Raw genomic sequence first — 19345 nt, forward strand, 5'->3', positions numbered from 1 at the left:
CTTGCCTTGCCGCGTTATGCGGGCACATGAGAAGCGTCCCATTCACGAAGCGCTGCGGCGTCGCGCAATGTGACATCCGGATAGTCCCGATCAGTCCCGACTTCAGGCAGGATCTTCCAGGATCTGGCGCATTTCTGGCCTTCTGCCAGAGCCGGCACAACCGCTACGCCCTTTGTGTCTTCAAGTGTGAAGGCACCGTTCGGCGCAGCGCCGGAAGACAACGTCAACTGGCTGGTGATGGCAATATCAGCCATGTTCTGCCCCTCAAGCGCGGCCATCAGATCCGGATCGGTCACATGTACGACCGGGTGTGCCTCCAGTGACGAACCGATCCGCTTTTCCCTGCGTTCAATTTCAAGAGCACCGGTGATCACGCGGCGAACCGTTCTGATCTTCGCCCATTTGGCAGCCAGATCTTCATCTCGCCATTCTGCGGGAACGACCGGGAATTGCTCAAGATGAACCGAGGTCTCTTCCCCGTAGCGGGTAACCCAGGTTTCGTCCATTGTGAATGGCAGCATCGGCGCCATCCAGGTGACCAGGCAGTTGAACAGCTTGTCGATGACGAAGAGCGACGCCTTGCGGCGAGCAGAAGATTCGGCATCGCAATAAAGCGTGTCCTTGCGGATATCGAAATAGAAGGCGGACAATTCGACGGTCATGAAGGTGAAGAGCTGGTGGGTCACCTTCTTGTAGTCGAACTCCCAATAGGCTTCACGAACCAGGGCGTCCAACTCGGCAAGACGATGCAGCATCAGCCTTTCGAGTTCAGGCATGTCGGCGATCGAGACCTCTTCGCCGGTTGCATGAGCAAGGGATCCGAGCATCCAGCGCAGCGTGTTGCGCAGCTTGCGATAGCTGTCGACGTTTGTCTTGATGATTTCCTGGCCGAGACGCTGGTCTTCCCAATAGTCTGTCGACGCCACCCAAAGACGCAGGATGTCGGCCCCGTACTGCTTGATGATATCCTGAGGGAACACCTGGTTGTTGAGTGACTTGGACATCTTGCGGCCATCTTCGGCCATGGTGAAGCCGTGTGTCAGGACGGCGTCATAGGGCGCCGTACCGCGCGTGCCGCAACTCTCCAGCAGTGAGGAATGGAACCAGCCGCGATGCTGGTCCGACCCTTCAAGATAAAGAACATAGTCGTTTCCGCCGTCCTTCTTGCGGGTCGGGTTGAGATCGTCCCGTTTTTCCAGGACGAAGGCATGGGTGGAACCGGAATCGAACCACACATCGAGAATATCGGTGACCATGTCCCAGTCATCGGCCAGATAGTCATTCCCGAGGAAACGCTCCTTGGCACCTTCCGCGTACCATGCATCGGCACCTTCATCGCAAAAGGCTTCGTAAATGCGCGCGTTGACTGCCTCATCCTTCAGAACGTCAGACGTCTCCTTGTGGATGAACACGGTAATCGGGACACCCCATGCGCGTTGGCGGGACAGGACCCAGTCCGGACGGTTCTCGATCATCGAGCGTAACCGGTTCTGACCGCTTCCCGGCACGAAGCGGGTCTCGTCGATCGCGTTGAGAGCGCGCGTGCGCAACGTGTCTCCTTCACCGGACAATGTCTTGTCCATGTAGACGAACCACTGCGGGGTGTTGCGGAAGATCACCGGTTTCTTCGAGCGCCAGGAATGCGGATAGGAGTGGTTAAGTCTGCCAAGGCCGATCAGATTTCCGCTTTCCTTCAGCTTTTCGATGACCACCTTGTTGGCTTTGCCCTTTTCACCCTTGTGGGTGATGACCTCGGCACCTTCAAAGCCCGGAGCATCCTTGGTGTAAAATCCGTCATCGGCAACCGTGAACGGGATGGCGGTATTGATACCGCGCGCATCCAGTTCGGCGCGTTTATCCATCCAGATTTCAAAATCGTCCGAGCCGTGGCCGGGGGCAGTGTGGACAAAGCCCGTACCTGCATCATCGGTTACGTGATCACCATCCAGCACGGGCACATCGAATTCGTAGCCGCCGAGGCCGAGGTCGGCGAGAGGGTGTGCACAGGTGATTGCCTCAAGTTCGTCTGCGGTTACGGCACGAACACGATTGAAGTCTGAAATGCGGGCGTTCTTGAAGACGTCTGCCGCCAGAGCATCGGCAAGGATCAGGAGATCGCCTTTCTGCACCCAGTTTTCGTCCGGCAGGCCATCCTGCGTGACTTCAAACAGACTGTAGGCAATACGCGAAGAAAAACAGATCGCCCGGTTTCCGGGAATGGTCCAGGGCGTGGTTGTCCAGATGACCAGGGACGCATCGAGCAATTGCTCCACGGCGGCCTGATCACTGCCACCGGCGGTCACGACCGGAAATTTCACCCAGATCATGTCGGACTTGTGATCCTGATACTCGATTTCCGCTTCCGCGAGTGCCGTCTTTTCGACAACCGACCACATGACCGGCTTGGAGCCGCGATAGAGCTGCCCGGACATGGCGAATTTCATCAGCTCTCGGGCGATGACCGCCTCGCTCTCAAAGCGCATGGTAAGATAGGGGTTGTCCCAGTCCCCCTCAATGCCGAGGCGCTTGAATTCCTTGCGCTGTACATCGATCCAGTGTTCGGCGAATTCGCGGCATTCCTTGCGGAATTCGTTGATCGGAACCTCGTCCTTGTTTTTGCCCTTGGCGCGGTACTGTTCCTCGATTTTCCATTCGATCGGCAGGCCGTGGCAATCCCAGCCAGGAACATAATTGCTCTCGAAACCCATCATCTGCATCGAGCGGGTGACAATGTCCTTCAACGTCTTGTTGAGTGCATGCCCGATGTGGATGTTGCCGTTGGCATAGGGGGGGCCGTCATGCAGCACGAATTTGTCGCGGGTCGCACCCTGCGCGCGCAATTTGTTGTAGATATCAAGCTTTTCCCATCTTGCGAGGATTTCAGGTTCCTTCTTGGGAAGGCCCGCCCGCATCGGGAAATCGGTCTTCGGCAAGTTGAGCGTTTCGGAATAGTCGCGTTTATCTGTCTCGGTCATCGTCAAGTCGATCCGGTCGTTCGGGCAAACTGCCCGCCATTTTTACGGGGTGTTGCGTGCCTGTCTTCAGGCCGCGAGAACAGGAGTGTCCCGGTCCCTGGCGCCGCGTTGTTCGCGTCAGCCGAAGGCCGGGCAGGTAATTCGCGTAATCGCGATCATCTCAGAGCCGATGAATATGAGTGGCATGTCGTGCATGGGATGGGACATAGCAGCACTTGCAGGCCGAATAAAGAGGTCTGCAGTATTTCGTGGGTACTCGACTGCCGGAATGGCAGGCTTTCTTTAACGGCTGGCAGTTTATGAAGAGGAGGAGCTTGATCAAGAGGACGGCATGGCCGCGTATTTTGCAGATGGGTACTGGGCGACGCGGGATCGCCTGATCCCGGCAGGTCTCATGGCAGTCACGGCCTATTGCGCGGTGCTGATCTATTTCTTTTCACCGGCCGGACCGGCCGTGACCGCCACTGGCGTGCCGATAAACGACTTCCTTTGTTTCTGGTTGGCGGGCTCGGAGGTAGTGCGGGGCACGCCCCAGGTTGCCTACGACAATGAAGCCTTTCTTGCGCTGCAAGCGCCTTATCTTGAACCCGGTGCCTTCTATCCGTTCTTCTACCCGCCGACCTTTTTACTCATTCTGGCCCCTCTTGGGACGATGGCTGCAATCCCGGCCTATGTGATGTCACAAGTGGTCAGCCTGGCATTCGCCGGCGCGGTCTGCGCACGCATCCTGCGCAATTGGACCGGGGTTCTGCTGATCGCAGCGATGCCTGCAACTTTCAATGCGGTGTTTCACGGACAAAATGCACTTCTGTGCGCTGCATTGCTGGGAGCCGGCCTTGTTGCCTTGTCGGAGCGCCGCGAAGTGTTGGCCGGGCTGTTCATCGGTCTGTTGACGATAAAGCCGCAAATGGGCGTTCTTCTGCCTTTCGCGTTCCTGGCGGCTGGTTACTACAGGGCATTCTCGTCGGCCGCTGTCACCGCGATCACCGTTGCCGCGCTGAGCTGGATTGTGCTGGGTTCCGGTACCTGGCAGGCTTTTCTGGAACAGGCCGCGTTCACCGGCCAGGCAACCGACCAGGGAATGGCAGGATTTTACAAGATGGCATCCGTCTACGCCTCTGTTCGCCTGATCGGCCTGGACGCGCTGCCCGCTTATGCGGTTCAGGGCGCGGCGTCCCTCGCGGCCCTGTGGGTGGTCTGGAAAGTCTGGGGATCCGACGAGGCTTTCGGTCTGAAGGCAGCGGTTCTGGTTTCGGCCGGGTTCTTTGCGACACCCTATGTGCTGCCCTATGACCTGGCGGCCCTGGCTGTCGCGATCGCGTTTTTGGTGCAGGCCACAAACGGCAAGCAGGCATTCCCGTACATGTGGACGCTGGTTGCCCTCGCGGTGCTGCTCTCTGCCTCCTCAAGATACATCGGGGCTGTCTCGGGAGTGCCGCTCGGTCTTGTTGCACCGGCAATCATCCTTTTTGTGTCAATGCGCCTTGTCAGTTTTTCTGGTCGTATCGGCAAGGAGGTGCAGTCATGAAAGCGCGAAACCGCGCCGCAATGATCTGGCAAAAGGGGATTCGCGAGGGGGCCTGGCTTACCTGGGACCGGATCGGCTTCGCGTGCCTTTGCTCCGCCATCGGCCTCAGTCTCGGCCTTATCTGGTTGCTGGTTGTTCCCAACGCTTTCGGCGCGCCCAACGGCACCGTGCTGATGGACTATTTCAGTTTCTGGCTTGCAGGACGGCAGGCGCTCGCCGGGGTCCCTGAAATTGTCTATGTTCCCGCCGAGTTTTCGGCATTGCAGGTCGAAATCTCGGGGTCCGAAACGGTCTTCGGCTTCTTCTATCCGCCGACTTTCCAGCTTCTCCTGAGCGTTTTTGCTGCGCTTCCTTACAAGATGGCCTTTGCGGCTTTCGTGATTTCAACCACTGCGCTCTTGTGCCTTTCCTGCAGGCTGATCACCGGCAAGTGGCTGCTCGCCGCGTGCCTGATCCTCATCCCGGCCTGTGCAAACAATGCGTTTCACGGACAGAATGCGGCCCTGACCGCCGCTCTTTACGGATTCTTCCTGGTCGGTATCGAGCGCCAGCGCATGATGCTGGCCGGGTTTGCTCTCGGTTTGCTGACGATAAAGCCGCAACTCGGAATTCTTGTCCCGGTCGCGCTTGTTGCCAGCTTGAACTGGCGAGCCTTCCTCGGCGCGTCGGTGACCACATTGGTGTTTGCGGGCCTAAGCGCTGCTGTGCTTGGCGCCGGTGTCTGGCTGATGTTCTGGCAACAGGCGCCGGTCGCAGCAGCAATGATGGAGCTTGGCGGTGTCGAATGGGGCAAGATGATTTCTGTCTATGGCAGCTTTCGTCAATTCGGGCTTGGTCATGAGATTTCGATGGCTGCGCAGATGTTGGTCGGCCTCGGCGCGCTCATCTGCGTCTGGAAGACCTGGCGCAGAACGGGCGACATGGCCGTCCGGTCCGCATCACTGATTGGCGGAACCCTCCTGGTGACACCGTTTGCACTCACCTATGACCTGACGCTACTCGTCATCCCGTGTGCGTTTTTGATCAGGGAAGGGCTCGATCGAGGGTTTTTCCCGTATGACAGGATTTTGCTTGCCGTGGTCATCGGACTGTCCGCATCTACGGCACCATTTGCCATCCTGCTTGGCATTCCGATGGCACCGCTTTTGCCGGCAGCGATCCTGTTTCTTGGAATGCGGCGCATGCAGCTCATCGATCGTGCACGGCAACGGGAACGTGAACCGGATCACATCTCCGGAACGGCATCGGCCTGAGTTTTCTTTTTCAGCTTCCGTTCACGGTGCGCGATATAGAGCCCGCTGCCAATGATGAGTGCTATCCCTATCCATGTCGGACCATCGGGAAAGTCTGAAAAGACAAGATAGCCGAACAGCGTCGCGCTGACGATTTCGACATATTGCAGCGGTGCGAGCAGGCTGGCACTGCCGCGCTGGAAAGCGGCAACAACGAGTCCATGGGCGGCGAATGAAATCAGCCCGATGAGCGCAAGCAAGGCCGTTTGCGGAAGTGTGGGGACTTCGAATTCGTAGCCTTCAAATTGTCCGTACGATCCGATCAGCAAAGCCGTACCCAGCAGTAGCGCACCTGATAGACCGGCGCCGAACTGGATCGTGAGCAAGTCGTCTTCCACCGGGTAAAGTTTGTTGATCAGAAGATAAAAGGAAAACAAGAATGCGGTCAAAACGGGCAGTAGACTGACAAGTCCGATTTCTGCCAGGCTTGGGCGCAGGATGACGATGGCGCCCAGAAGCCCGACAAGAATGGCGCCGATCCTGCGGATGCCGACCTGTTCTTTCAGGATCAGCGCGGCCAGCATGGTCAAGACCATCGGTTCTATGAAAAAGATCGAGATCGCCGTTGCGACCGACATGTATTTGACGGCGGTGAAAAAACTGAGCGATGCAATCGCGAGCAGGATGCCACGCAGAAAATTGATGACCGGCTGCCTGGCCCTGAGCCGCATTATCCGTCCGGTGACAAGTGCGATACAGAGGCAGATCACGAACTGGAAAAAAAATCGGCCGAAGGTAACTTCAAGTGCCGGTAGCGCCGACGACAGGTATTTTGCAATGATATCCATGACCGGAACGATCAGCATTGCTGTTGTCATCAGAAAAATTGCAAATAGCGGATTAGGTTCGACCGGTGCCCGGGCTGAGACTTTCGTCACGTGGCAAGATCCAGCAACTTCATGTCGATTTCCGAAAGGGGTTGGAGGGATTGCAATGCCGCTCTCGCTTCGGCGCTGTCACGATCCATCTGCGCAACGAGGGCCTCGGCCGAATCGAACTTGTCCTCTCCCCGGAGATAGGAAACAAGGTGTATTCTCAGTGTCTGGCCGTATAGGTCATCGCTGAAATCGAACAGGAAGACTTCGAACACGACCGCGCCGTCGTCGAAAGTAGGCCGTCTGCCGTAGCTGGCGACACCGTCATGCCAGCCGTTTTCCGTCCGTACCTTGACCGCGTAAATGCCTTGGAGAAGCGGACTGTCACCGCTCAGATGCAAGTTCGCTGTCGGATAGCCGAGGTCACGCCCGCGCTTGTCGCCGTGTTCGACCGTTGCATCGAAATACCACCGGTACCCGAGCAGGGCATTGGCCTGCGCTACGTCTCCTTGTGCGAGGCAGTCGCGAATCCGGGTGGAGGAAATGACTTCGGCGCCTTCATCTTCTTCACGCTGAACGATCGTGACACCGAAACCGTTTTCAGCGCCTGCCATGCGCAGATAGTCGGGTGTTCCTTGTCGCGCCCGGCCGAAGTGGAAATCATAGCCCGTGACCGCGTGCGAAATGCCGAGTGTGTCAATCAGGATGTCCTGAACAAAGGCGTTTGCTTCAATGCCGGCGAATTCCCGGGTAAACGGCAGGATAAGGGCCCCGTCCAGTCCGCACGCATTCAGCATCTCGACCTTCAACGGCGGAGGCGTCAGCCGGTAGACCGGTTTGGAAGGATTGAACACTGTTCTCGGATGCGGTTCGAAACTCATGGCGAAAACGGGATGGTGCGTGCCGTGACCGAGCCCCAATGCCGCGCCCAGTACGGCTCTGTGCCCCCGATGCACGCCATCAAAATTTCCGATTGCGACGATGCCGCCTTTCAATTCTTCAGGAAACGCGTCCAGATTCTCGGCGTACAAGAAACTGGCGGATTGAGACGGGCTCATGCAGCAAACCTTCGCGCAGTGTGTCGGCCGGAACGGCTTCTCGGGAAACGGCAGTGGGAACGGGGGCACGTGATGTGTCCGCTCGCTGATGCTGGCGTGGAAACTGCCGTCTGCGCGTGAAAACGTCAAGGTCGGTAGACATCGTAAACCGGTCGGCCGATGCTTTGCGGTCAGATACGCGATCTGTCCTCGTCACGGCGAGGGACCTTCACCAGGGCTTCACCTTCCAGAACCACCTGATCCTCGACGCTGCAGATGCAGGAAAGCCGGGCGCGGTTTCCCCGTTCCATGAGTTCTTCGACCGTGACCGTTACCTTGACGTCGTCACCGATCCTGACCGGTGCCTTGAAATTGAGTGTCTGGGAAAGATAAATCGCACCTGGGCCGGGAAGACGGGTCCCGAGCACCGCCGAAATGAGACTTGCGGTGTAAAGGCCATGCGCAATCCGGGTTTTGAAAGGTGTGCGTGCTGCAAAGTGCTCCGACAGGTGAATGGGGTTCCGGTCCCCCGAGACTTCGGCGAAGCCTACGACATCAGAAGAACTGACGTGTTTCACGAGTTCTTCCCGCATTCCCGTTTCCAGATCTTCGAAACAGAGTGTTCGCAGTTCCAACATGCCAATTCCGCCCGGTTTTTTCTTGTTTCCAACCGGCGAGAACGCTAGGCCCGCAAGGGTTTTCTGGCAATTATGCTTTCGGCGAAGAAAAATACGCGCGTTATTAACGGTCTTTTCAGGGCCAGCAGGTAGATTATGCCGGGTGTGGGGAGGTGAGGACACAGTAATTGTGTTGCTCTCCTTCAGAGTCATATCGCGTTTCCACCGGCCCACGGCCAGGGGCCGCGCCAATTGACAGTATGGAGTAGACAATGGCCCTTGATCTTCAGATGCCGGTCCTCGTGGTCGATGACTACAAAACGATGATTCGCATCATTCGGAACCTGTTGAAGCAACTTGGTTTCGAAGACATCGACGATGCCGCGGACGGCACCGAAGCCCTGGAAAAAATGAAGCAGCGCCGTTACGGCCTGGTCATTTCGGACTGGAATATGGAGCCGATGACCGGCTACGAACTGCTCAAGCAGGTTCGTTCCGATTCTGGTCTCAGCAAAACCCCGTTCATTATGGTCACTGCGGAATCCAAGACGGAAAACGTCATTGCCGCAAAGAAAGCCGGTGTGAACAACTACATCGTGAAGCCGTTCAATGCTCAGACGCTCAAGGGCAAGATCGAAGCTGTTTTCTCCGAGTGACCTTTGTGCCGGGCGGAGCCCAGTAGTGGGTGTTCCGCCGGCGCAAACCGGGATCAAAGGCGTGACACAGCTGTCGGACGGGCAGGTGTGCTCAGGTCTATCGGGATTCTGAAGCAGGAACGTGGCGCAAAGTTTGCCGCTGCGTTCAGGAATGGCTTTCATGCGGGGGGTGAACCTTATGGCCAATATAAAGCAGGAAAACGTTGCGCGCGTTATAGATTTCCTGGAACAGAACAAAAATCGTGATGGCGAAGTCTCACTCACGGACGTGATGCACCTTGCAGAGGTCATGTCCGGATCGATGCATGACTTTCTGTCGACCGTTCAGCCAACGGTGACTGAAGAGCTCAAGTTGATCGCCAAAGAAATTACGCGCATGAAGGAAGAAATTTGCCAACTGCGCGCAAATGACATGACCGGCAACAAGATACCTGATGCCGGACGCGAGCTTGATGCGATTGTCGAGGCGACCGAAGAGGCCACCAACACGATCATGGAAGCCGCCGAGGATATCATGGGGGCGGACACAAGCGACACGGAAGCCTACCAGGAACTGGTCAGCAACAAGATGATCAGCATCTTCGAAGCCTGCACTTTCCAGGATATAACGGGACAACGGATTTCAAAGGTCGTGACGACCCTGAATTATATCGACGAACGCGTCTCGTCCTTTATCGAACATCTGCGTATTCCGGAGGATCTGGATGCGGAACTTCAGGAAAGCGACGAAGAGCGCCGCAAGCGTGAACTGATCCTGCACGGTCCGCAACACGATGGTGAAGGCGTTTCGCAGGATGATATCGATTCAATGCTGATGGGCGCCCAGGCGGATATCGACAAGCTTTTCGACTGAAGAATCTCGATCCCGATTGAACAAAGGGTCGCCGCTGGCGGCCCTTTTTTGTTTCTACCACCAGAGCCGGGGCAGAGCAGCTCTTGCGCGTAGCCCCTCCTCGATCAGACGTTTGCGGATCAGGTGTTCTTCCGGAGCGTCACTGGGTCCGAAGTCCGAAGCGTGAATTCCGGCGGTAATAAACAGGACGTCGATATCCTGTGAGACCGCTCCGCGGATATCCGTGGGAAGACCGTCGCCAATGGCCAGAACGTCTTCCTTTGAAATCGGTTCACCCGCAAGCGTTTCCAGCCGTTTCATTGCGGCGTGGTAGATTGGTGCGTGCGGCTTGCCGAGAATGGCGACTTCTCCGCCCAGATCTTCGTAGAGCCGGGCCAAGGCTCCTGCACACCAGACCAGCCGGTCACCACGTTCCACCACGATATCCGGATTGGCGCAGATCATGAGCAACTTCCGGTCGGCCAGTTTTTGCAACCGGTCCCGGTAGTCGTCGGGCGTTTCCCTCTCGTCGTCCACAAGTCCGGTGCAACTGATCGCTTCCGCCTCGTCGTCATTTGTGGTGAAGGTCGCTTCAAGGTCCCAGTAAAGGGGCTGATCCCTGTTGGGCCCCAGATGCAGAAGGGTCTTGTTTCCCTGTTCCTCCAGAATCGCCCGGGTCACATCGCCAGATGTCACGATATCGTCGTAGGCCTCTTCGGGAACACCGAGTTTTGCAAGCATCTTCCCAACCTGTTTGGCCGGGCGTGGTGCGTTCGTGATCAGTACCACCTTGCCGCCGGTCTCTTCCCGATAGGCTCTCAGCGCCTTGTGTGCTTCCTCGAACGCTGCAACCCCGTTGTGAAGCACACCCCAGACATCGCACAGAACCCCCTTGTAGAAAGGAGCAACGGCGCGAAGCCCGTCAATCAGAAGCGGTGCAGAAACGGTCATGTCTTTCACTCGGATTGTGCTTGATCTGATAAGCTGGGAAAGAATCGGGACAAACTCGGCGCGGACCATATAGGAACATGACGCAGTGCGAAACCGAGTAAAGGGAGTTTCATGCAGGTCAGGCAACTTGGCGAACAGGTGATCAACCAGATTGCGGCCGGCGAAGTAATCGAGCGGCCTGCCAGTGTCATCAAGGAACTGGTTGAAAATGCCGTTGATGCCGGAGCGCGGAATATCGAGATCGTGACCGCTGCCGGCGGGAAGACGCTCATGCGCGTTGCCGATGACGGCGAAGGCATGCGCCAGAACGACCTGAAACTGGCAATCCGCCGACATTGTACATCCAAGATATCCGACGATGACCTTTTCGATATCCAGACTCTCGGATTTCGCGGAGAGGCCCTGCCATCCATCGGCTCCGTGGCGAGGCTGACGATACAGACCCGTCACAGGGAAGAAGATCATGCCTGGGCGATTGCGGTCGAAGGGGGACGGGAACAGCCGCTGGCACCTGCCGCGCGTGCCGGCGGAACACTGGTTGAAGTCAGAGACCTGTTCTTTGCGACCCCGGCCCGATTGAAGTTTCTGAAATCCGACCGCGCGGAAACCTCTGCGGTCACGGATATCGTCAAACGGATCGCTCTGGCCTATCCGGAAGTCGGTTTCTCGATTTCGGGCGCTGACCGGCAGGCGCAAAGCTGGCCGGCCGCAAGAGGCAATGAACCCGAGCTTGCGAGGATCGCCCAGATACTCGGGCAGGAATTCGTCGAAAACGCGATGGAAATAGATGCGGCGCGGGAAGGGGTTCACCTGACCGGATTTGCCGGTTTGCCGACCCATCATCGCGGCAATGCCCAACATCAGTTCTTTTTTGTCAACGGCAGGCCGGTAAAGGACAAACTGTTGCTGTCCGGACTGCGCGGCGCCTATGCCGATGTGCTGGCAAGAGACCGGCACCCCGTCGTCGTTCTCTTTTTCGAACTGGATCCGGCGCAGGTGGATGTCAATGTGCACCCGGCAAAGGCGGATGTGAGATTTCGCGATTCCCAACTGGTTCGCGGACTGCTCGTCGGGGCCATCAAACAGGCGCTCGTTCAGGCCGGGCACCGGTCGTCAACCTCCAACGCCGCGGTCGCACTTGATGCACTGCGCTCCCAAGGACCCGGCTTTCAGACTTCCGCTGCAGGTGCATACACGCCAGGTCAGGGGAATACCGGAAGAAACGCCCAGGCTCAGGCGTATCCTCATGCCCGGCCGCAAGCCGGCGACCGCTGGAATCCGGAAGTCTTCCGTCCGCTGGAGGATGACGGAGCGGCGATGGAGGGATTTGCCGAGACAGCCCAGGAGAGTTACCGGGCTCAGAACGGTTTCGCCGAAATGTCGGTTCCATCCGCGGATGCAAGGGCTCACCAGGAACCAGTCGAAACCGGAAAGACCGAACTGCCTCTTGGTGCTGCACGCGCGCAGGTTCATGAAACCTACATCATTTCACAAACCACGGATGGTGTTGTGATTGTCGATCAGCACGCGGCGCACGAGAGGCTCGTCTATGAAAGGCTGAAGGAGGCGCTGGCGAAGAAAGATGTTGCGCGCCAGATTCTCCTGATCCCGGAAATTGTCGAATTGGCGGAAGAAGATGCGCTCCGCTTGCACGAAAAGGCGGCAGACCTGGAAGAGGTCGGACTCGTGCTGGAGGCATTCGGTCCCGGTGCGATCGCCGTCAGGGAAACTCCGGCATTGCTGGGTGACATGGACATTCAGGGCATGGTCAGAAACCTGGCCGATGAGCTGGCGGAATGGGACACTGCGGACGGCCTGAAGGAAAAACTCGACCATGTAGCCGCGACCATGGCATGTCACGGATCCGTGCGCGCAGGCCGGCGAATGCGTCCGGAAGAAATGGACGCGCTCTTGCGCGACATGGAGGCAACGCCCAAATCAGGCCAGTGCAATCACGGCCGACCGACCTGGGTCGAGCTCAAGCTGACGGACATTGAGAGGCTTTTCGGGCGCAAGTGATCGCGGCAATCTGATCGGCAACAACCCGCCATGCGTAGGAACAACGGCAAATGCAACAAGGAGCGTGTCATGGCCGAGGCTGAAGGCGGCAGTGCAGCGGGAGCACAGGAAAAACATGCGGGTGCCTGGCCGAAGTTTCGGCGGGGCCTGATCAAACTGGTGTTCGCCGCTGCCATCGCATACGCCATGGCAGCAGGATACATGTATGTGAACCAGCGTAGCTTCGTTTTTGTGCCAAGCGGCGAACTGGAAACACCTGCAGACAAGGGACTTGAGTCTGTTTCAGCCGAAATCGTCGAAATGGCGGATGGAACAAAGATAACGGTCTGGACCGCGGAGCCGGTGGATCCGGGTACTCCGACTGTTGTCTATTTTCATGGCAATTCGAGCAATCTCTCGGGCCGCTGGAAGCGGTTCAAGCAGATCGTGGACAGCGGATACGGTCTCTATGCACCAACACATCGCGGCTATGCCGGCAGCGAGGGAAGCCCCTCGGAAGCCGCCCTCATTTCCGATGCGCTGGAACACTACGACAGGGCAGCAGCTGCCGGGTCACCGGTCATTGTCCACGGCGAGAGCCTCGGAACCGGACTTGCGGCTGCCGTGGGCGCCGAACGTTCTGATGTAGGACTTGTTGTACTGGAAGCACCTTATACCGCACTCGTTGACATGGCAGGCGAAAGCTATCCTTGGCTTCCTGTTGAAATGCTGATGAAGGACCCGATGAAAACACGCGAGCGGATCGGGAAAGTCGGTGCGCCGGTGATGATCGTTCACGGAACCGAGGACGCGGTCATTCCGGTCGACCATGGCAAGCGGTTGTTCGAATTCGCATCTGATCCCAAGGAAATCCTGATCATTGAGGGCGCGGGTCACAGCGATTTGTGGAAGACGGGTCTCTGGGATGCCGTCCGGGACAAATGGGCCCGGGAAGGCACCTGAACCACAGTTCCGGGCAGTTTAGCCCGGAGCAAGTCGGACAGAGGACACGCTCTGGCCTGGCAAACCTGAAACACGCCGTATCATTGCTGCACCTACCTGTTCAGGTTTTTTTCGGCACTGTTTGTGAAAGGAACAAATCAAAACATGCTGCAGCTAGATCGAGCCTATTCAGCCGTTCTGTTCGACATGGACGGAACGCTTTTGGATTCCCGTGTGGTGATCGAGCGTGTTTTAACGGATTGGGCAATTGCCAATGAACTCGATCCCATTTCCATACTTGCCGTTTCACATGGCCGACGAACAATTGATGTCGTTCGAGAATTCGCGAAAGCCGGCACGGATTGCCAATCCGAGGCTGACAAAATCGAGGCGGCAGAAACTGACGATGTCCGCGGAATAGTGGCAATCCCCGGGGCCGCTGATTTGTTGAACCAATTGCCGACCGGCCGTTGGGCCATCGTAACATCTGCCGGCCACGATCTTGCTGTTCGCCGGTTGACTGCAGCCGGCCTGCCAATTCCCGAAGTGTTGATAACTGCCGAAGATATCGAACACGGGAAACCTGATCCTTCCGGTTACACACTGGCTGCAGAAAAGCTTGGCACCAGTGCCGGACAGTGTTTGGTTTTTGAAGACGCCCCGGCAGGTATTCAGGCCGGGTTGAATGCCGGAAGCGACGTGATCGCGATCGGATTTGCCAGCCCGGATGTTGCAAAACCCGATTGTCCGGTGATTTCAGATTTTCGGGCAATCGAATTCGGATTGAGCTGAAGATCGAGGCTCGGCTTGCGCTCCTGACGTTACCGGGCCTTCAGGTGATGGAAGGCCCTGCACCCGCAGCGCCCCGACGTGTCTTGCCGGGTAGACCGCTTTTCGACATCAGGTAATCCAGCATTCAAGGGATGCGCACTAGAAGGAACGCTGCATCCGGAAGGTACCATAAAGCTGGTAGGTATCGTTCAGGCCTGAAGCGGCACTGTAGTCGATGTCACGGTACTGAAGTTCAGGACCGATGATAAGGCCCGAAACGGGCTCCCACACGAGGTTGCTCGTCACACTCCACTGCGTGAAATCATAGGCACTCGTTCCCGCATCAACATTGTGATAACCGCCTTCGACGTTGAGTTCGACGGTTTCCGTCAGGCCGAGGCTCACACCGCCGAAAACGTTCCAGGTTTTGGTGGTTTCCGTGCTGTTGCCGTCCCAGACTGCATCGGTAATGCGGCTGTCCCAGCCGGTCGAACCATAGGCGCTCGCTCCGTCTGTATAAACGCCCTGCAGTGCGATGCTGCCGCCGTTTGCAAAACCGCCGAATTCGATTTCGACACCTGCACCGACGGCCCATCCGAGTTCATCTTCAGAACCGCCGGTCGTGCCGTTGTAAACGGAGTTCGGATAAACTTGGTGCAAGGCGCCCATGATCTGGGCTTCACCCCAGCCCTGACTTACGCCGAGAACGCCAATCGCATCCGGCACCCGGGTTCCGCCATATCCAAGCGTACCGCCGTTGAGACCGATGCTGGCCTCTCGATCGGAACGGTCCTCCAGGGCTATCGTTGCGTTGAATCCGTTGCCGAAGGCATAGGTATAGGCCACCTGGTTCAGCGACTGGTCCGAATAGCTTTCGACCTGGGCGTTGAACGAGTAACCGGTAAAGAAATCGAAATTCGAGTTTGTCAGGCCTGCGAGCAATCCGCCCCACTGGATATAGGCGTTGTCGATTGAATAGCCCGCGCTTTCGTTGGTCTGCTGCATGTACATTTCGATGAAGCCGCGGAGCGTGCCGAATTCCGTCTGCGTGCGGGCATCGAGATAAAGGTAGCCACGGGAGCGCCACTGATACCCGTCAGAGTCCCTGTTACCCCATGAGTTTTCGGCCTCGCCGAAATTGCGAACCCGGAACTCGGTACGGACCCTGCCGCGGACGCGCAAACAAGTCTCGGTGCCGGGAATGTAGTAGAAACGGGAACCATAGGCATCGCAAATGCGGACGTAGTCGATGGGCTCCGGCGCAACCGGCAAATCGGCGGCGTTGGCGGGGCCGGTCGCGCTGGCAATGCCGGCAAGCAGACCAAGAGCAACAAGACGGGACATTTTAAACTCCAGCGTTCACGGGTGCCGATACGTGCAAGTATGGATGATGGACCAGACGGTTTGCCAACGGAAAACGCGAGCGAGAAAAGGTTCCGGCACTTTTAGCGAAGTGATGTGACTTCTGCGCAACGCAAGATTGCCGTTACCGCTTGGAAATAAAGAAGTTTTTAAGTATTTTTGCGGAGTCGGTTTCTCCGATGCCCGCATAGACCTCTGGTGCGTGGTGGCAGGTCGGCTGACAGAAGAATCGCGTTCCGTGATCTACCGCGCCGCCCTTTTCGTCACCGGCTCCGTAATAGAGTCGTCTGATCCGGGCAAAGGATATCGCCCCGGCGCACATCGGACATGGCTCCAGAGTGACATAGAGATCGCAACCGGTCAGGCGTTGAGATTCCAGCAGCGTGCACGCGGTCCGGATGACGAGAAGCTCTGCATGCGCTGACGGGTCGTGCAGCTCCAGCGTCCGGTTGCCGTTACGGGCCAGGATGGTGCCGTTCCTGACCAGAACGGCACCTACCGGAACTTCCCCTCTTGCGGCAGCGGCTACTGCTTCCTCAAGGGCGATGTTCATGAAAGAGTTTTTCTCGGTCTTGATGCTGGTTGTGGTCATGTGTCGAGGATATTTCAGGTTCGCCGGATAGGTCTTCAAGTCGTCCGCACGGATCCCCTCAAGGGTCCTGTGCGCAAGTTGTTTCGCACGTGCCATGCACCAGGAAAAGGGCTCCATTGCAGAATTGGACGTCAACTGGCGATTTCCGAAACGGTCCAGCTCTGCTATGACGCATCCATGACGACAAGAAAACCTTCTCAAAAGCGCCCCGAACCGCAATCAGGCCGAGGGCGCGGAAAAAGCGTGCAGGGCAAAAAGCCCTCCAGGGCTCCCGCCAGGAAAAGGCCGGATGCCGAGCCGGCCAACGTGGTCTCCGACAATACTCTGGAGCGCGGCGAACGCATCGCGAAGGTCATGGCCCGCGCAGGGTTGTGTTCGCGCCGGGAAGCGGAGACCTGGATCGAGGCGGGGCGTGTCCAGCTGAACGGCAAGGTGCTGGCCACGCCTGCCATCACCGTTTCGGCGAACGACAAGGTTCTCGTCGACGGAGAGCCATTGCCAATGCGCGAGCGGACGCGTCTGTGGCTCTATCACAAGCCGCGCGGACTGGTGACGACCAACAAGGATCCGGAAGGCCGTCCGACGGTGTTCGAAAGGTTGCCGAAGGAATTGCCCCGTGTCCTGACTGTCGGCAGGCTTGATATCAATACCGAGGGACTGCTGTTGCTGACAAACGACGGCGGCCTTGCACGCGTTCTTGAACTGCCGTCGACGGGATGGCTGCGGCGGTACCGTGTCCGTGCTTTCGGCAAGATCACCCAGGCAGATCTTGACGCGTTGCAGGACGGCATTGCGGTAGAGGGAGTTCTCTACGGCGCCATCGAGGCAACCCTCGACAAGGAACAGGGTGGCAATATCTGGCTTACGGTCGGTTTGCGCGAAGGCAAGAACAGGGAAGTCAAGCGGGTCCTCGAGCATCTGGGTCTTACGGTGAACCGGCTCATCCGGATTTCCTATGGGCCATTCCAGCTGTTGGACCTGCCGGACAACGATGTCCGTGAAATCCGGGGCAGGATCCTGCGCGACCAGCTTGGTGAGGCACTCGCAAATGAAGCCGGTGCCGACTTTGATGCGCCGATTTTTCATCAGCCTAAACAGGATACTCCGAAAAAGAGCCCAGCCAGCCGCCGCAGCTCCGAATCCGGCTCTGGCCGCAAATCCAGTGGTGATCGGGGTGGCAATCAGGGCAAATGGCTGACCGCGCGGGAAGGCAAGTCCGAGACCGACAAACGCAAAACCGCAAAGAACGACCGGCAGGATCGAAAGCAGGCCAAGCGTGGCGGCGCTGGTCCCCGGCAGGAAAAGGTCTCACCGAGATCCAAGTTTCGCATGACGTCCGAACCGAAGCCGCGAAAGGAATTTGGCGAACAGCGCCGGACGCCGCAGCGCCGTATATGGAGCGATGACGGCTTGCTGGAGGACAAGGCACAGCAAAGCAGGGCGGATCAAGACAATAAGGATGGTCGCCGACCACCAAAAGGCGGTGGTCGTCCGCGCGGAGGCGGTCGTTCTTGAGAATTGTTTCCGGGCGTTTCAAGGGAAAAGCGATTGCCGCGCCAAAATCCCAGATGACACGGCCGACGAGCGATCGGCTGCGTGAGACCATCTTCAATATTCTTGCTCATGGTGTTGCCGTCGACGTCGAGGACGCTCGGGTTCTTGATCTTTTCGCAGGCACCGGTGCTCTCGGCCTTGAGGCACTGAGCCGAGGTGCCCGCCACTGCACCTTCATAGAGGAGGGCGCGGAGGCGCGAGGTGTTATCCGGCGAAACATGGAAAATTTCGGCCTGAACGGTGTGGCCAAGATATTTCGCCGTGATGCGACCCGCCTCGGTGACGCCGGAACAATCGAGCCGTTCGATCTTGTTTTTGCCGACCCGCCTTACGGGAAGGCACTGGGGGAAGCGGCACTGGGTTCTGCCGTGAAGGGTGGATGGCTGAAGCCGGAAGCGATCTGCGTTCTGGAAGAACGTGCTGGTGTTGAGCCTGATGTTCCCGATTGTTTTTCAGAAATCGACAGGCGGCTGACCGGAGACAGCCAGGTAATATTTCTCCGCTACCAGCTTGCTGATTGACCCTGCAACAGGTGTCAGGTTCCTCCGGGCATCATGATGTAGACGGTCGGGTTCACAGGCAGAGAGGATCGGCTGATCACTAGTTTCGGCGTTTCTGCCCTGACGATCCGGTAGCCGGCTTCCGTTGCCCTTCCCATGAAGGCCGGAAGTGCACCTGCAAAGTGAAAGTGCATCGGGATGACCATGGTCGGGCCGATGCTTGCCAAGACATCCATCAGGCTGTCCAGGCGGAGCGTCGAGGAATTGTCGATCGCCGCGAATACGACATCGATCTGACCAAGTCTGGCGAGGTCGTCCTTTGTCAGCCTGTGATGCAGGTGTCCCAGATGCGCAATACACAAATCGGCAATTTCGAAGATGAATATGGAATTGCCGAGCCTGCGGGTTTCCCCGTCCCAGCCGCGAATGTTTGTCTGGATGTTCCGGATGCGGACATCTTCAACCGTCAGGTCGTGGTCCATTGGACCACCTTCGCGATTCCAGCCGTAGAGCAGATGTTCGATACTCGGGTCGGGTGCTAGCGAGTAGTGGGTCGTATGAGCCCCGTTCATCGTCGCGACCGTGGGCGGGAGAAAGGGCCGGACACTGTCGTTGTAGTCGGTTGCGATGCGCACGCCACCTGGTGTTTCGAGTTCAAACGTCGAGTGGCCGATGTAACGGATTTGAACTTCTCCGGCCTGAAGCGAGGCTTGCCAGACGCGGACGGCATCGGCCTGGGGCTGAAGATAAGGACCGTTTGCGATCAGCTGACAAATCGCAAAAGCCGGCTGGGCCACAAACGAGAGGAATATGCCCAGAAGAACCGCAATGACGCGGCCAGGATTGATTTCCCGGTACCGGGACAGTTTGAGAACGGAAACGCCTGAAGCCATGTGTCTGGTCCCGGTTTCTATCAGTTCCCT

The 19345-nt window shown here is 57.6% G+C and carries 17 protein-coding genes; 9 read left to right on the plus strand and 8 right to left on the minus strand.

The window, feature by feature from the left end:
• Positions 1-14: 14 nt before the first annotated feature.
• Positions 15-2975 carry an isoleucine--tRNA ligase gene (ileS, locus tag ACO6TI_RS12255; protein ID WP_422385015.1) on the minus strand — a complete coding sequence of 987 codons (2961 nt, stop codon included), beginning with the start codon at positions 2973-2975 and terminating at the stop codon, positions 15-17.
• A gap of 331 nt (positions 2976-3306) precedes the next feature.
• On the opposite strand from ileS, the gene ACO6TI_RS12260 reads away from it, so the two are divergent.
• Entirely contained in the window at positions 3307-4503 is a 1197-nt protein-coding gene (locus ACO6TI_RS12260) for a glycosyltransferase family 87 protein (RefSeq protein WP_104702226.1), read from the plus strand.
• The gene (locus ACO6TI_RS12265; RefSeq protein ID WP_196999084.1) at positions 4500-5756 is read left to right on the plus strand and encodes a glycosyltransferase family 87 protein; all 1257 of its coding nucleotides are present in this window, start codon (positions 4500-4502) and stop codon (positions 5754-5756) included. Before ACO6TI_RS12260 ends, ACO6TI_RS12265 begins: the two co-directional genes overlap by 4 nt.
• Here the strand turns inward: ACO6TI_RS12265 and ACO6TI_RS12270 are convergent.
• The 3 genes from ACO6TI_RS12270 to ACO6TI_RS12280 all read right to left on the minus strand — a co-directional run bounded on the left by ACO6TI_RS12270 (position 5729) and on the right by ACO6TI_RS12280 (position 8285).
• Positions 5729-6673 (minus strand): DMT family transporter, encoded by a 945-nt coding sequence (locus tag ACO6TI_RS12270; RefSeq protein WP_209012190.1) that lies wholly within the window; start codon positions 6671-6673, stop codon positions 5729-5731. The two genes, ACO6TI_RS12265 and ACO6TI_RS12270, sit on opposite strands and share 28 nt — an antisense overlap.
• A complete protein-coding gene (locus ACO6TI_RS12275; protein ID WP_196898014.1) occupies positions 6670-7668 on the minus strand; it encodes a bifunctional riboflavin kinase/FAD synthetase in 999 nt (332 codons plus the stop codon). Before ACO6TI_RS12275 ends, ACO6TI_RS12270 begins: the two co-directional genes overlap by 4 nt.
• Before the next feature lie 170 nt (positions 7669-7838).
• Positions 7839-8285: a MaoC family dehydratase gene (locus ACO6TI_RS12280; RefSeq protein WP_029063700.1), complete on the minus strand. Its 447-nt coding sequence runs from the start codon at positions 8283-8285 to the stop codon at positions 7839-7841.
• 251 nt (positions 8286-8536) lie between these two features.
• On the opposite strand from ACO6TI_RS12280, the gene ACO6TI_RS12285 reads away from it, so the two are divergent.
• Positions 8537-8920, plus strand: a complete 384-nt coding sequence (locus ACO6TI_RS12285; RefSeq protein ID WP_029063701.1) for a response regulator — start codon at positions 8537-8539, stop codon at positions 8918-8920.
• A gap of 178 nt (positions 8921-9098) precedes the next feature.
• Positions 9099-9773, plus strand: a complete 675-nt coding sequence (locus ACO6TI_RS12290) for a protein phosphatase CheZ (RefSeq protein WP_173937285.1) — start codon at positions 9099-9101, stop codon at positions 9771-9773.
• A gap of 54 nt (positions 9774-9827) precedes the next feature.
• Here the strand turns inward: ACO6TI_RS12290 and ACO6TI_RS12295 are convergent, their stop codons facing one another.
• Complete coding sequence (locus ACO6TI_RS12295) at positions 9828-10703, minus strand: TIGR01459 family HAD-type hydrolase (RefSeq protein WP_422385016.1); 876 nt, start codon at positions 10701-10703, stop codon at positions 9828-9830.
• A 111-nt stretch (positions 10704-10814) separates the two neighbouring features.
• Between ACO6TI_RS12295 and mutL the strand changes: the two genes are divergently transcribed.
• The 3 genes from mutL (at position 10815) to ACO6TI_RS12310 (ending at position 14435) form a co-directional block, all read left to right on the plus strand.
• On the plus strand, positions 10815-12722 hold the full coding sequence (mutL, locus tag ACO6TI_RS12300; RefSeq protein WP_104702223.1) for a DNA mismatch repair endonuclease MutL: 1908 nt from the start codon (positions 10815-10817) through the stop codon (positions 12720-12722).
• Between the two features lie 69 nt (positions 12723-12791).
• The gene (locus ACO6TI_RS12305) at positions 12792-13664 is read left to right on the plus strand and encodes an alpha/beta hydrolase (RefSeq protein ID WP_422385017.1); all 873 of its coding nucleotides are present in this window, start codon (positions 12792-12794) and stop codon (positions 13662-13664) included.
• Positions 13665-13808: 144 nt separating this feature from the next.
• Positions 13809-14435, plus strand: a complete 627-nt coding sequence (locus ACO6TI_RS12310; protein WP_108874676.1) for an HAD-IA family hydrolase — start codon at positions 13809-13811, stop codon at positions 14433-14435.
• Between the two features lie 138 nt (positions 14436-14573).
• Here ACO6TI_RS12310 and ACO6TI_RS12315 read toward each other — a convergent pair whose 3' ends face one another.
• Together ACO6TI_RS12315 and ACO6TI_RS12320 are read right to left on the minus strand one after the other, a co-directional pair.
• Positions 14574-15758: a porin gene (locus ACO6TI_RS12315; RefSeq protein WP_104702220.1), complete on the minus strand. Its 1185-nt coding sequence runs from the start codon at positions 15756-15758 to the stop codon at positions 14574-14576.
• Positions 15759-15900: 142 nt separating this feature from the next.
• Positions 15901-16368, minus strand: a complete 468-nt coding sequence (locus ACO6TI_RS12320) for a nucleoside deaminase (protein WP_209016571.1) — start codon at positions 16366-16368, stop codon at positions 15901-15903.
• A gap of 177 nt (positions 16369-16545) precedes the next feature.
• On the opposite strand from ACO6TI_RS12320, the gene ACO6TI_RS12325 reads away from it, so the two are divergent.
• Together ACO6TI_RS12325 and rsmD are read left to right on the plus strand one after the other, a co-directional pair.
• Positions 16546-17883, plus strand: coding sequence for a pseudouridine synthase (locus ACO6TI_RS12325; protein ID WP_422385018.1), 1338 nt, complete (start codon positions 16546-16548; stop codon positions 17881-17883).
• Entirely contained in the window at positions 17880-18443 is a 564-nt protein-coding gene (rsmD, locus tag ACO6TI_RS12330) for a 16S rRNA (guanine(966)-N(2))-methyltransferase RsmD (protein ID WP_055111124.1), read from the plus strand. The genes ACO6TI_RS12325 and rsmD overlap by 4 nt, the downstream gene beginning before the upstream one ends.
• A 14-nt stretch (positions 18444-18457) precedes the next feature.
• Here rsmD and ACO6TI_RS12335 read toward each other — a convergent pair whose 3' ends face one another.
• Complete coding sequence (locus ACO6TI_RS12335) at positions 18458-19315, minus strand: MBL fold metallo-hydrolase (protein WP_422385019.1); 858 nt, start codon at positions 19313-19315, stop codon at positions 18458-18460.
• Between the last annotated feature and the right edge of the window lie 30 nt (positions 19316-19345).

The organism is Roseibium album (genome assembly GCF_965233825.1).
GTDB lineage: Bacteria > Pseudomonadota > Alphaproteobacteria > Rhizobiales > Stappiaceae > Roseibium > Roseibium album.